At 55.4% G+C, this 13,717-nt stretch carries 9 protein-coding genes; 6 read left to right on the forward strand and 3 right to left on the reverse strand.

The window, feature by feature from the left end; translation table 11 throughout:
* Nucleotides 1-79: 79 nt before the first annotated feature.
* Nucleotides 80-934, reverse strand: coding sequence for a LysR family transcriptional regulator (locus tag FCN80_RS17445; protein ID WP_136991453.1), 855 nt, complete (start codon nucleotides 932-934; stop codon nucleotides 80-82).
* Nucleotides 935-1,110: 176 nt separating this feature from the next.
* Between FCN80_RS17445 and FCN80_RS17450 the strand changes: the two genes are divergently transcribed.
* The 4 genes from FCN80_RS17450 (at nucleotide 1,111) to gss (ending at nucleotide 6,824) form a co-directional block, all read left to right on the forward strand.
* Nucleotides 1,111-2,295 carry a M20 family metallopeptidase gene (locus FCN80_RS17450; RefSeq protein WP_230492745.1) on the forward strand — a complete coding sequence of 395 codons (1,185 nt, stop codon included), beginning with the start codon at nucleotides 1,111-1,113 and terminating at the stop codon, nucleotides 2,293-2,295.
* Nucleotides 2,292-3,089, forward strand: a complete 798-nt coding sequence (locus FCN80_RS17455) for a transporter substrate-binding domain-containing protein (RefSeq protein WP_136991455.1) — start codon at nucleotides 2,292-2,294, stop codon at nucleotides 3,087-3,089. The genes FCN80_RS17450 and FCN80_RS17455 overlap by 4 nt, the downstream gene beginning before the upstream one ends.
* Nucleotides 3,086-4,780 carry a M28 family peptidase gene (locus tag FCN80_RS17460; RefSeq protein WP_136991456.1) on the forward strand — a complete coding sequence of 565 codons (1,695 nt, stop codon included), beginning with the start codon at nucleotides 3,086-3,088 and terminating at the stop codon, nucleotides 4,778-4,780. The genes FCN80_RS17455 and FCN80_RS17460 overlap by 4 nt, the downstream gene beginning before the upstream one ends.
* A gap of 187 nt (nucleotides 4,781-4,967) precedes the next feature.
* Complete coding sequence (gene gss, locus FCN80_RS17465; protein ID WP_136991457.1) at nucleotides 4,968-6,824, forward strand: bifunctional glutathionylspermidine amidase/synthase; 1,857 nt, start codon at nucleotides 4,968-4,970, stop codon at nucleotides 6,822-6,824.
* Nucleotides 6,825-8,188: 1,364 nt separating this feature from the next.
* Here gss and FCN80_RS17470 read toward each other — a convergent pair.
* Together FCN80_RS17470 and FCN80_RS17475 are read right to left on the reverse strand one after the other, a co-directional pair.
* The gene (locus tag FCN80_RS17470) at nucleotides 8,189-9,115 is read right to left on the reverse strand and encodes an IclR family transcriptional regulator (protein WP_136991458.1); all 927 of its coding nucleotides are present in this window, start codon (nucleotides 9,113-9,115) and stop codon (nucleotides 8,189-8,191) included.
* A gap of 18 nt (nucleotides 9,116-9,133) precedes the next feature.
* A complete protein-coding gene (locus FCN80_RS17475; RefSeq protein ID WP_170975437.1) occupies nucleotides 9,134-10,306 on the reverse strand; it encodes an MFS transporter in 1,173 nt (390 codons plus the stop codon).
* A gap of 675 nt (nucleotides 10,307-10,981) precedes the next feature.
* Between FCN80_RS17475 and FCN80_RS17480 the strand changes: the two genes are divergently transcribed.
* Together FCN80_RS17480 and pabB are read left to right on the forward strand one after the other, a co-directional pair.
* On the forward strand, nucleotides 10,982-11,386 hold the full coding sequence (locus FCN80_RS17480) for a chorismate mutase (RefSeq protein ID WP_136991460.1): 405 nt from the start codon (nucleotides 10,982-10,984) through the stop codon (nucleotides 11,384-11,386).
* A 13-nt stretch (nucleotides 11,387-11,399) separates the two neighbouring features.
* Complete coding sequence (pabB, locus tag FCN80_RS17485; protein ID WP_136991461.1) at nucleotides 11,400-13,427, forward strand: aminodeoxychorismate synthase component I; 2,028 nt, start codon at nucleotides 11,400-11,402, stop codon at nucleotides 13,425-13,427.
* Nucleotides 13,428-13,717: the final 290 nt, after the last annotated feature.

A 13,717-nucleotide genomic window follows, 5' to 3' on the forward strand; every position in this document is an offset into this window, starting at 1 on the left:
CGCCTCGCGCGGGTGACACTCGCCGGCGCGCCCCGCATTGCCGTGCGCGACACTGCAATATCCCCGTCTTTCAGGGAGGTCAATGCGGGGCCTCATCGAACAACTCGACAAACGGCAGAATGACCGGCGCGTCGGCGCCGGCGTGGCGATAGAGCAGCCAGGTGCGGTTTTTGACCGGCTGCCCCTCGAAGTCCAGGGGAATACAAGACAGCCGTTCGTCCAGGGCCAGATAGCTGGAAACAATGGCATAACCCAGACCGTGCGTCACCATCGCCAGGCACACCTCTAATTTGTCCACTGTCATCGCCACATTGGGGGGGCGGGAATAATTGGCGTTCCACCAGCGTTCAAGCAACTGGGCGATGTGCGGGCCATGACTGATGCGGATTTGCGGCAAATAAGGCAAACGGGCGAGATCGAGGGGCTGACGGCTGACCAAATAATAATTGTCTTCGTCCACAAGCAGCTTGCCCTCGCGCCAGCCGAAATGATCTTTGACTATCGCCAGATGCACCGTTTCGCGCTGCAGCCGTTGAAACATATCTTCGCTGTAGCCGCTGACCAGATTAATGCTGATACCAGGGTGGCGCTGGCTGAACAGCGCCAATTTATCGGGGAGGCGATAGGCGGCATAATTGCTTGAGACGCCGATTTTCAATTCGCCCCTTTGCGGTTTATCCATATTGAGCAAGGTCTGCTTAAGTGACTGATAGTCGTTAAGCATACTTTCCGCCCGCTGGGCCAGATAACGTCCCTGGGCGCTAAATACCAGGCCCCGCGCGCTTTCCTCAAATAGCCGGATACCGAGCTTCCGTTCGATTTGCCGCAGGCGGTAACTGAGCGCCGGCTGGGAGGTATACAGTTGCTCGGCGGCACGGGTGATGTTTTTTTTCAGCCACACGGTGCGAACTATCAGCCAGTCTTTTTCATTCATGGTTGTTGATAACCCCTTGTTTTCCCACATCCATAAAATAATTTTTGCATAAATGAATCAAGCGATAAAAAAGCTTGATTTCAATGATGGGTAAAAAAGTTTTATATGTAGTTAACCTATTAATTTAATGTGAATAATTGCACTATTTTGGGGAGGCGCTCATGGCGTCCCGCACCATGGCTGAACATAAAGATAAAATTATTTTTGCTGTTGACGCGCTACGTCCGTCGATGGAGCGGCTGGCGTTAAACATCCATGCCCGACCGGAGCTGAGTTTTCATGAACGGCAGGCGGCAAGCGCTCTGCTGGCGCCGCTGCGCGAAGCGGGTTTCACCGTGACGGAGGGGGTGGCCGGGCTGTCCACCGCATTTCGCGCCGTTTGGAACAGCGGCAGACCCGGCCCGCGCATCGCCCTGCTGGCGGAATATGATGCCCTGCCGGAATTGGGACACGCCTGCGGCCACAACCTGATCGGCACCGCATCCGTGGCCGCCGCTCTGGCGCTACGCCGAGCCTACGGGGAGATGCCGGGACGTCTGGACGTGATCGGCACGCCGGCGGAGGAAGAAGGGGGCGGCAAGATCATCATGGCCGATAACGGCGTTTTCGACGATGTCGACGCGGCGATGATGTTTCATCCGCGCGAGAAAAATATGGTGACCCGCGGCGCGCTGGCCTGCGTGGACGCGGTGTTCAAGTTTCATGGCAAGGCCTCACACGCCGCATCCGCGCCCCAGTTGGGCGTCAGTGCGCTGGACGCGGTTATCCAAACCTTCGTCGGCATCAATGCATTGCGCCAGTTTTTCACCGACGACGTGCGGGTACATGGCATCATTACCCATGGCGGCAGCGCCACCAATATCGTGCCGGCCTACGCCGAAGCCAAATTTCTGATGCGCGCCGGCACAGTGGGCGATTTGCAAACCGTGCGCCGCAAGGTCTTCGCTGCCGCCCGGGCCGCCGCGGACATGAGCGGGGCGCGGCTCGAAATCGAAGAGGGGTTAACGTATGCCGAGCGCAATACCAACCTGGCGCTGGCGGCGGGGTTCGCCCGAAATTTGACGCTGCTGGGATTACCTGTCGACGAACCGCCGCAAAAAGGCGGGGTGGGATCATCGGATATCGGTAACGTCAGTCAGGTGACGGCCACTATTCATCCTTACTTGCGTATCGGCGACGTGACGCCGCACACGCCGGAGTTCGCCGCCGCCGCCGCCGCTCCGGCCGGGCTTGAGGCCATGCTGAACGGGGCGAAAGCATTGGCGATGACCGCTTATGATTTGTTTGCCGACCCGGTATTTTTCCAGGAAGTCCGCGACGAATTTACGCAATGGCAAATTAACTCCGGAAGATCACAATGAAAAATAGTCTAAAAACAGTCGTGGCGGCTTCCGCCATACTGGTGTGCGTTCAATTTCCCGCCTTGGCCGATACGCTGCGCGTTGCCGCCGACCTGAGCTATCCGCCGTTCCAGTATCGCGACAGCCAGGGTAAGCCGGCCGGTTTTGAAATCGATATCACCAACGCGGTATGCGCCGCCATCGGCGCCAAGTGTCAATATGTCGCTGTTTCTTTTGATTCGGAAATCCCGGCGTTACTGGCTAAGAAAGTGGATTTCATTTCACCGCAGGGCGCCACGAAAAAACGGCGGCAGGTCATCGATTTCAGTCATTTTATCTATCATATCCCCACCCAGCTGGTGGCGCGTAAAGGCAGCGGCCTGCTGCCGGATGCGGCAAAACTGCAAGGCAAGCGCATTGCCGTGCAACAGGGCACCATCCAGGAAATGTACGCTAACCAATACTGGGCGCCGCACGGGGTCGAGGTGGTGCCTTATGCCGATCAAGACACCATCTACCAGGATCTGGTCGCCGGACGGCTGGATGGCGCGCTCAGTCCGGCGGTAGCGGTGACCTTCGGTTTTCTCGCCAAGCCGGAAGGAAAGGATTTTGCGCTGGTGGGGCGGGAAGTGCGCGACAGTACCTTGTTTAGTATCGGATCGGCGTATGGGTTGCGTAAAGGGGATACGCCGCTGGAACAACGTTTAAACCAGGGGTTGGACAAAATAATGGCCAATGGCACTTGGGATAAAATCAAGCAGCGCTATTTTGGCGATATTGCCATGAAAGTCAGCGGCCAAGAGGATGCCAAATGACGTCCGACGCCGCCGCTTTGCAGGGGGTGATGACCGATCTACTCAATGCGTTCACGGGACTTTCGCGCCTTTCCGGCACAGCGGAAGCCGAACGCGGCGTCGATGCGTTAATGGCGCTGTTGGCATATCACGGACTAACGGTCCGAAAGGAGATCTGCCGGCTTTGGCTAAGCGATCCGCTGGAGGGCGGTTTAACATTGCCTCGCTTTCCGGATTGGCGCTGCGCGGCGAAAACCCGTTCTTTTTCCGCATCCCGCCCCGATGGCGTATCGGCGGAACTCTATGACGACGGTCGCGCGCTGGCGTTTGTGCCCGATGATGAACAACCGGCTTGGGAGGCGGCGGTGCGCGGCCGGATCGTCGTGGCCGATCAAGGGTTCGAGGATTATGTGCAACGGTTGATGCACGCCGGCGCCGCCGGACTGGTGCATATCTGGGGATCGGCAGAAGAGGCGCTGCATGAGGAGACGGTCGGTCCGATTTGGGGCTCGCCGGTACCGGACGATGCGGCCAGTTATCCCACCTTGCCGGTTATCAGTATCAATCAGCGCAGCGGTGCCGAGTTACGGGTGTTAATGGCCGCCGGACCGCTTACCGCGCGGCTGACCACCCGCCTGGATGAACGCCTGGCGCAGTGCGGTTTGCCGGTGGTAGAGATCGGCGCAGATCTGGACGAATTCGTGCTGCTGTCCTCCCATTATGACGCTTGGCATGAAGGCCTGACGGATAACGCCACCGGCAATGCCCTGTGTCTGGCGGTGGCGGCGCATTTCGCTGAACATCGCGCCACGTTGAAACGCGGTTTGCGTATCGCCTGGTGGCCGGGCCACTCCAACGGCCGCTACGGCGGCTCCGCCTGGTATGCCGATAAGTACCGGTTCGAGCTGCAACAACGCTGCATCGCCCATATCAATGTTGACTCGCCCGGTTGTCGGGATGCTTTGCGCATAGTGATCAACGCCAGCGGCGCGGAAAACACCGATTTTCTTAACCGGGCGGTAAACGCCGTGACCGGCCGTCCGGCCCAGCGGATCGCGCCGATCGGCAAAGGCGGCGATCAATCGTTTTGGGGGTGCGGTATTCCGTTGCACTTCGCCCTGCGCGAAGAGCCCGAAAAGCGGGTCAGCCAATCACCCGGCAGTGGCGGGGGATGGTGGTGGCACACCGAAAACGACACGCGCGACAAGGTGGACGACCTCATTCAATGGCGCGATTGCGCCATTCATCTGCATTGGCTGGCGGAACTGCTTACCGCGCCTGATCTTCCGTTTGATGCGCCTGGTTATCTGCGCCGACTGCAACAGGAACTGGTTTTACTGCAACGGGATCTGGATCCGGCGTTCAGCCTTTCGCGTATCGTCATTGAATTGGCGGCGCTGAGGAGCGCTTGTTTGCGCAGGCCGCCGGAACATCGCACGCTTATCCGCTTGTTGGGGATTTTGCACCGGGCGCGTTATATGTCCACCGATGATTTTCATCAGGACAAAAGCTACCACGGCGGCGCTTTTCCCGGTTTGCAACTGCTGCGCCATCATTTACGGGCGCGCTGCCGGCCGCGAACCTGGCTGATGCTGGAGACGCAATATCGCCGTCAGCACGACCGTATCCTCGATTTGTTGCGCCAGGGCGCGGCACTGTGGCCGGATGACGGCTTCGAACAAGAAATGCCGGCGGTAATGCCCTGCCGGTAACGTGCAATCTCGTCGCAAAGGGTTCCCGGCGCGCAAGACGCCGTTTATGGCCTCAACCGGGCGCGCCTGGAATAACCGACAGTGCTATCATAACTTCGCCGTCGCCAGGTTAAGGCCCGCGGCGGGACGGCCTGAGGGAAGGGGAGATGACCCGTTGTTCAGGTTTCATCAGTTTGAGGCGAGGATTATGAGCGAAGGCACCACGGGCAGCGATGCCCCGTTCGGTACGCTATTGGGGTACGCCCCCGGCGGCGTGGCGATTTATTCATCGAATTACGGTAGCCTGGATCCGCAGGATTATGCGGATGAGGCCGCTTTTCGCAGTTATATCGATAACGAGTACATGGGGCATAAATGGCAGTGCGTGGAATTCGTGCGCCGTTTTCTGTTTCTCAATTACGGCGTTGTGTTCACCGATGTGGGCATGGCCTACGAGATATTCTCGCTGCGCTTTTTGCGCCAGGTGGTCAATGACAGTCTGCTGCCGTTGCAAGCGTTCGCCAACGGCTCGCCCCTTGCGCCGGTCACCGGCGCCCTGTTGGTCTGGCAAAAAGGCGGGGAATTCCGGCATACCGGTCATGTGGCGGTCATCACCCAATTATTGGGCAACAAAGTCAGGATCGCCGAACAAAATGTCATTCACAAACCGTTACCGCCGGGGCAGCAGTGGACCCGGGAATTAACGATGACTGTCGAAGACGGCCGTTATACCCTTCACGATACCTTTGCCGATACCGCTATTCTCGGCTGGATGGTTCAGACCGACGACACGCGTTACAGCCTGCCGCAGCCGTCGGTGCCAGGGGCGGCGCTGGCCCTGCGCGGCGAACGCCTGCCGGACGAGGGGCAATTCGCCGGGCACTGGCTGGATGAACGGGACCCGTTGCAAAAGGCCTATGTTCGGGCCAACGGACACGTCATTAGCGCGGATCCCTACTTGTATTTCACCATGACGGAGTGCGCCGAGCAGGAGCTTATTAAAGCCACCAATGAGCTGCATCTGATGTATCTGCATGCCACCGATCAGGTGCTGAAAGACGATAACCTGCTGGCGCTGTTCGACATCCCCAAAATTCTCTGGCCAAGACTGAGACTCTCTTGGCAGCGGCGCCGGCATCATATGATCACCGGCCGGATGGATTTTTGCATGGATGAACGCGGCATCAAGGTCTACGAGTACAACGCCGATTCAGCGTCTTGCCATACGGAAGGGGGCCGGATCCTGGAACAGTGGGCCAAAAAAGGCGGCGTCGGCCCTGGCTATAATCCCGCCGAAAATCTGTTGGATGAATTGGCCGGCGCCTGGAAGCACAGCTTGGTACGCCCCTTTGTGCATATCATGCAAGACCGGGATCTGGAGGAAGATTACCATGCGCGGTTCATGTTGCAGGCGCTGGAAAAGGCTGGTTTCGCCGGGAAAATTGTCCATGGACTGGATGAATTGCGCTGGGATGCCGCCGGTCGGTTGATTGACGGCGAGGGCCGTCTTATTGATTGCGTCTGGAAAACCTGGGCCTGGGAGACGGTGATAGAGCAAGTACGGGAGGTGAGTGAAACCGAGTACGCCGCCGTCCCCATCCGCACGGGACATCCTCGCAACGAAGTGCGGCTGATAGACGTGCTGTTGCGACCGGAAGTCATGATTTTCGAGCCGCTCTGGACGGTTATTCCCGGCAACAAGGCAATCTTACCTGTGCTGTGGTCATTGTTTCCCCATCACCGTTACCTGCTGGATACCGATTTCCAGGTGAATGCCGAACTGGCGAAATCCGGTTACGCCATCAAACCGATTTCCGGACGCTGCGGCAGCAATATTGATCTGATAAGCCGCCATGACGAGGTGCTGGACCAGACCTCCGGGAAGTTCATCGATCGCAAAAATATCTATCAGCAGCTTTGGTGCTTGCCGAAGGTGGCCGGTAAATATATCCAGGTTTGTACATTCACGGTCGGAGGAAGTTACGGCGGCGCCTGTTTGCGCGGCGATGACTCGCTGGTCATCAAAAAGGAAAGCGATATCGAGCCTCTGATCGTTGTGCCCTAGCGACCTGGGCGCCGGATGCGTTTTTGTGCCGGCGCCAGGAAGATTAATGTTTCCTTAATCTGGTTATGAGAAAGTCTAGCGGCTCAGTCCAGGGGGAAACATTGATGAATCGGATGTTGCAATATTCTTTCAAAGAATACGTTGCGGTACTCATTGGTATATTTGCCGTGATCAGCTTTCTCGGCTTGTGGTTTACAACCTGAATTCAAGGCGGCGATGTGGCCGGGCCGTGTCGCGGCGGCCTCCCGCCGTAGCCTGTTGTCCGCCAACTCCGGCGATATCAGGAAAACCTGGCAATAGGTTAAGCTTACCTTATTTATCCGCCGGCGGGTTTTACACAACCTTTATACTTGTCATACTTCACGTTGCGTTTTTATTGGCCGCATTCGTTCACCCCAGTCACAGCGTTATCTATGCATCTGTGGATTTTGAGAGATATCCTGTCTTTCATCGCAACCCCCGCCGTGGGTGGTTCATATCCGTTCCGACGTCTGTGTTACTCGTTTGCCGCCGCGATGCAGCTCGAAGTATTTAGCGTATGTAGAGAATTGATGCTAAGAAATAAGAAAATATGCTAATACGGCCAAGTCAAATCCAAAAGAATTGTGAACTTAAAGCACCGCTAATATGTAATTGGCCATCTTATGATGGCCCTTTTCCTATTGTGTCATCATTTGGCTACCTTGCGCCGTTTACGATAGCATACTCCCATAAACATTGAAGGCTATAATAGCGATAATGATAATCAGCACCAACCACCATTTCAATCCCAGCCCATAACGGGGTGTTCTATCGCGTTTCTTCATCGTAAGATGGCTCGTTAAATGTACTAAATCCCGTCCCCATTCAGTTGATACCCAAATAATTCAAGCTGCATTGCGGTGGTCGGTGGGCGACATCTTCACGGAAACGAATATGAACCACCCACGGCGGGGGTTGCGGTGAAAGACAGGATGTTGCTCATCGTTCCCATACGCATAGCCAACGATGCGCTTGAGGTGAACGAGCGCCGTCAACGAAGAGGCAACGTGAAGTATGACGAGTATATAAATCAATTGAACAAATTACAGTAAAGATTGCTTAAGCCTTGTGTTAATGTCTTTTGCAGACCGCTACACTCCGGTTTCTCAAAAAGGAATGGCATGATCAAATACCTGTTGACGGTCCCGTTAATGCTTCTGTCACTCATCTTCTTTTGTGGCTTTTTCTGATGGGACGAATGTGGTCAACCTTGGCGCCAATTGACGGTAAACTTTGAGACCGTTTGGGTTGATTAAGACAGCATTTGCTATAGGCGGTTACGATGCAAAATAGAAAAAACGCTTAACGCCATGTCGGCCCTTACCAGGCAAGATCAAGGCTTCTCAATATTGCTGCAAGTGGACTGTTAGAGTTTGTCCGATATGCGTCAAGCGCTGCGCGATGGTTTTCAAGCGCGGGCTGGATGCTCGCTCCCGTGGCAGCCAGCAACCGAGCGCGCCGAGCACTCGGCCTGATTTTCCCCGCAACGCGCAAGCAATGCCGCATATTCCCTCGGCAAATTCCTCGTCTTCTACCGCGAAACCGTGGCGCCTTATTTGCCGTAAACTGTCCACCAACGCCGCCAGCGAATTTAGCGTGCGCGGCGTGAATGCCGTCAGTCCCTGGTCGGCCACTACCCGCGCGATTTGGACTTCCGGTAACCAGGCCAGCATCGCTTTGCCGAAAGCGGTGGCGTGCGCCGCGCCAATACAATCTTCGGCCGATTTAGGGCGGTCGCGCAACACATGGCCGTTATCCTGTTGTGCAACCAGCACCAGGCTGGAGCCGGTAAATCTCGCCAGAACCATGGTCTCATCCAGATCCGTCGCCATACTGCGCAAATCGGGCAACACCAGGCCGACCAAATCAAAGGTACCCTGATGGTCATAACGTAGCAGTGCCATGACCCCGTCGCTCAATGTATAACTGCGGTTATCGGCGTGGCGCATGACATAACGCCTGAATACCAGGGTATTAAGCAAATGGTGGCAAGTGGCGTTATTAAGCCCGCACACACTGGCAATTTGTTGCAGCTTCAGCGGTTGCGGGTGTGCGGCCAGGGTCTCGAGAATATCCAGCGCCCGGTTGACCGACTGGATTAGCGTCCGGTCATTAACCCGCATCTCGGGCACGGACATCGGCATTTTTCCGTCGTCGGCGGAGAAGGAGCGTTGTTCCTGCGCCGGCGGCAGCGGCGCCAATTGCGGAAAGATATCCTCCGGCTTGCGAGCGGCGGCGTGCCTATGAGGAAACCCCTCAGGTAATGACATATACGATTCCTGTTTAAGCTAGCCATTAGGCGTTATCAGACGGCGTAATCTTTGTTGCAATACCAGCGCCAGCAGGCAAAAAAACACGCCTAGCACACACACGCCTAGCCAACCGGCCAGCGGCCAGACAATTCCGCCGGCAAAGGTACCCAGCGCGCCGCCAAAAAAGCGCGTGACCATATATAGCGTATTTAGCCGACTTACCGCCTGCGGATCAAGCCGATAGTTGCAATGCATACTGATCACATGGCTTATCTGCATCCCCAAATCCATTAGCACCACGCCGGGAATCAACGCCAATAGTTGTCCGTGCGCCATGGCGTAACTGATAAAAGACAGCGTCATCAGCGAACCGCCAATAAGCAACAGGCCCGGCGCAGACAGTCGCCGCGACAAGCGCCCAGCCACCGGCGCGGCCAGCGCGCCGCCGGCGCCCACCAGACCGAACAAACCGGCGGTGGCCGCCGTATAACCGCGATCCAGACTCAGTAGATAGAAGGCAAGTGTAGTCCAAAACAGGCTGAACGCGGCGAATTGCAGCGCGGCGCCGATGGCCGTCACACGCAGCACGGTGTGACGACGGAATAACGCCGCCAAACTTGCCAGCAACTCCCCATACCCGCCCTGGAATGTCGGCGCCACCTTGGGCAGTGTTAGGCGTAACGTCGCCAATAACAGCAGCATGATGGCGGCGGCCAGAAAGTAAACCGTTCGCCAGCCGAACCAGTGCCCGAGCTCACCGCCGACGAAACGCGACAACAGGATGCCAAGCAACAATCCGCCCATCACCAGGCCAATGGCTTCGCCGGCGCCGTCCGGCCCAGCCACTTTGGCCGCGAAAGTCGGCAGAATCTGCGGCACGATACTGCAAAAACCGATCAGAAAGCCAAACAGCAGTAGCTGGGGGAAGTTGCCGGCCGCAGCAAAAGCGAGCAACGCGCCGGCCGCCAGCAACAGCATGATCGAAATAAGATTGCGTCGTTCCACCTTATCGCCGAGCGGCAACAGGAATAGCATGCCGAGCGCATAACCCAATTGGGTCAACGCCGCGATATTACTTGCCTGCTGTTCTCTCACTCCGAAACTTGCCGCCAGATCCCCCAACAACGGCTGATTGTAATAATTATTCGCCACCACCAGTCCAGCAGTCAATGCCATGATCCATAGGGTCAGTCGCTTCATCCGTTTCATTCGGTTATCGGTCTCGCCTACATCGGTTTGCTGTAATTTCATAATATGAAAAAAAGAAGATAATGTAATCGGGAATATTCCCTGTATTTGCGCCTTGACGCTATCATACCGGAAATAACTCTGAAAAGTTAGCAGTTGGAGGGGTTTCCCCACGACAAAACACTGGGGTGACAATTATTTCATATTATGAAATATTCGTTTGATGTAGCCAATTAATGAAGGACCGGTTGGATGCAGAATAGGAATCTGTCGGATGGGGGTTTCCGGCGCGAATGCCGCGCCTTCACCATCGCGGTCAACATGTCGGCCATATACAAAAATTTAAAAAGGTATCGAAAATCGGTGGCAATGTGAGGTATCGTTGATATTGTCGCATATATAATACAAACAATTCAAAATAGATTTTACTCTATTTACATTTATATCACGGCAACACGTGTGGGAACCGCGCGAGCATAGTCTATGCGTGGACAACGGTCAATCGAAAAGAGGTTATATTAAGGATGGCGGACGGGGCATGACGTGGGCTTTTACATCGTCCCGTGGCATCTCGGGTTAGTGTCGCCGCTTTCATTTTATATACTCTAAATATGACGAGTATATCAGCGTTTATTACTGGCATACTCATACTTTGTGGGTTTTTTATTATCAATTGATAGTCATCAAGGGAGTGATATGGAAAATTTTAGAAAAGAAATTGATGTAATCGATCGTAAGTTGGTGGAACTTCTGGCAAAAAGACTCGATATATGTCGGGAAATAGCACGGTTCAAATCAGACAATGATCTCCCGGTCATGCAGCCTGGTCGTCTTTCAGAGGTTAAACGACGGACCGCCGAACTCGCAATGGTGTCGGGGCTTAACCTGGAATTTATTAATACGCTTTATAATCATATTATTAACGAAGCGTGTCGTATCGAAAATGCCATCATCAGCATCTCCGGGGTAAACGAAAACTATCAACAACCGGATAGCGGGAAAACGGGCGGGTACGGGCTAACTGCGTCGAATGGCATGGCTGGGGTAAGCGAGCGCGGCCAACCAAGGGGCAACGTGAAGTATGACGAGCATATACGCTAAGAAGGTTGTGGCCATGAAAGTATTGATCATCGATAATTTTGATTCCTTCACAAATAATATTGCTCAGTGCATTTATGAAATATGCGGTTGCCGGCCGGAAATCATCCCCAACAATACCCCGATTGCGCATGTCAATATCACGCGCTACGACGCGATAATTTTATCGCCAGGGCCGGGGACGCCGGCAAATGACGACGACTTTGGCATTTGCCGGCTTATCCTCGCCCAACGGGCAACGCCCATACTTGGCATTTGCCTTGGCCATCAAGGCATCAACCATTTTTACGGAGGGCGGGTTCTCCGCGCTCCCCAACCTGTTCACGGCTATCGCTCCAACGTGAAACACACCGGGCAAGGGATATTTGCCGGCATTCCCGATAACTTTGCCGTCGTTCGCTATCATTCATTGATTTGCGGCGAGGTTCCGGATTGCCTGGAAATCACCGCATGGACCGACGACGGATTAGTCATGGCGTTGGCGCACCGTGAGTTGCCTGTTTATGGCGTACAGTTTCATCCTGAGTCCATAGACTCGGAATACGGCCACCAGATACTGGCGAATTTCCTTGATATCGCCTCGGCGAAGCAAGCGCGGACGTCTTTGTATCCGGAAATGCAGTCCGTGATGGCAAAGGTGGGCGGGCCCACATGCATGCGGGTCACGGCCGTCCCTTCAGGGAATGGCCAAGGCCCGGAGGAAACCTTTGCCGAGCGGTTTTCGACATGCTCTCATTCCTTCTGGCTGGACAGCGAACTGTCCAGTGGAACCCACGCGCGGTACTCTGTGATGGGCAATGGCGGTCCCGATGGCGCGCTGATATTCAGCTATCAGGTCGCTACCCGACGGCTGACGGTGACAGGCCCCAATGGCACAGCGCAACTGACCGGCGATTTATTCGAGCTATTAGATCGCATTTTCAGCGCAATTTCCCTGGAAATCGCACAACCGCTGCCGTTTCCCTTCCAAGGGGGCGCGGTGGGCTATCTCGGTTATGAATTGAGAACGCTAAAAGGCGGCGCTACCCGTCACCAATCGCATTATCCGGACGCCTTACTTTATCTTCCCCAAAACTACATCGTTTTCGACCATCAAGAGCAAACCTCCTGGCTGTGCAACGCATGGGGAAAACCTCTTGAGCCGGCCAGCGCCGACGGCCGATCCCGGCGTCCGGCGGCAGGAGCGGAATTCATACCTGGCGCCGTTCCGGCGCAGGCGCTCGATTTGGACGATTCCCACGATGAATACATCGACAAGATAGAAAATTGCCTGCAAGAAATCATCAATGGCGAGGCCTATGAAATCTGCCTGACCAACAGGGCCCGGCTTGGCTTTTCCCAGGAGCCGATGGCGGCATATTTGAAAATGCGCCGGATAAGCCCCGTTCCCTATGGCGCATTTTTCAATAACGGTACCTTTGCGATTTTGAGCTCGTCCCCCGAGACATTTCTTAAAATCGACAGGGAAGGGCGTGTCTCCTCGAAGCCCATCAAAGGCACACGGCCGCGCGGGACAAATAGGGAGCAAGACGCGGCATTGAAACAGGAACTGGCCAGCTCGGCCAAAGATCGCGCCGAGAATCTGATGATTGTCGATCTCGTCAGACATGATCTGAACAGTATTTGCGTCGCCGGCTCGGTAAAAGTGCCGTCGGCCTTTGCCATTGAGAGCTATTCTTCAGTGCATCAACTGGTTTCCACGGTGGAAGGGCGGTTGCTTGCCGGCACCTCTCTGTTTCACGCCATCCAGGCTTGCTTCCCCGGCGGATCAATGACCGGCGCGCCCAAAATCCGCGCGATGGAAATTATCGACCGGCTGGAGGATTCGGCCCGTGGAATATACGCGGGCGCGATTGGATGGATTGGGTTGGATGGTTATGCGGATCTGAGCATCGTTATTCGTACCGCGGTCATCAAGGAGGGCGTGGCGGAATTCGGTATCGGCGGGGCGATAGTCGCCCATTCCGATCCTGAGAATGAAATGCTGGAGACGTTGGTTAAGGCCAGTGTGCCTTTTACTGCCTTAACGGACACCCCGTCATGATCCCTCAGCATGGCATCGCTACCCGGAATACCTGGGCGAACAGGAAAACAACGTCGCGGCTAATCCCGCATTATCGGCTATGATTCTTCATAAGCGCTTATGAAGGGCCGTCCCTGGTTGTCGATCCTGGCCGCTATGTTTGGCGCAACACCCATTGGCAAGGGCGCCCATGGGAAGAGACCGTCGTTTACGAGATGCATATCGGCACCTTTTTCCCGATCTGCCTGGCGATGCCCTGTTCGCCTGGCCTGAAAACTGACGGGGAAAACGCTGCCGCAAAACGCCTCCGC

Source organism: Martelella alba (genome assembly GCF_005217455.1).
GTDB lineage: Bacteria > Pseudomonadota > Gammaproteobacteria > Enterobacterales > Enterobacteriaceae > Acerihabitans.

Coding starts and splice junctions, on each gene's coding strand:
- FCN80_RS17460 (WP_136991456.1), top strand. CDS start 3,086: ATGACGTCCGACGCCGCCGCTTTGCAGGGGGTGATGACCGATCTACTC.
- FCN80_RS17455 (WP_136991455.1), top strand. CDS start 2,292: ATGAAAAATAGTCTAAAAACAGTCGTGGCGGCTTCCGCCATACTGGTG.
- pabB (WP_136991461.1), top strand. CDS start 11,400: ATGAAAGTATTGATCATCGATAATTTTGATTCCTTCACAAATAATATT.
- gss (WP_136991457.1), top strand. CDS start 4,968: ATGAGCGAAGGCACCACGGGCAGCGATGCCCCGTTCGGTACGCTATTG.
- FCN80_RS17445 (WP_136991453.1), bottom strand. CDS start 934: ATGAATGAAAAAGACTGGCTGATAGTTCGCACCGTGTGGCTGAAAAAA.
- FCN80_RS17450 (WP_230492745.1), top strand. CDS start 1,111: ATGGCTGAACATAAAGATAAAATTATTTTTGCTGTTGACGCGCTACGT.
- FCN80_RS17470 (WP_136991458.1), bottom strand. CDS start 9,115: ATGTCATTACCTGAGGGGTTTCCTCATAGGCACGCCGCCGCTCGCAAG.
- FCN80_RS17475 (WP_170975437.1), bottom strand. CDS start 10,306: ATGAAACGGATGAAGCGACTGACCCTATGGATCATGGCATTGACTGCT.
- FCN80_RS17480 (WP_136991460.1), top strand. CDS start 10,982: ATGGAAAATTTTAGAAAAGAAATTGATGTAATCGATCGTAAGTTGGTG.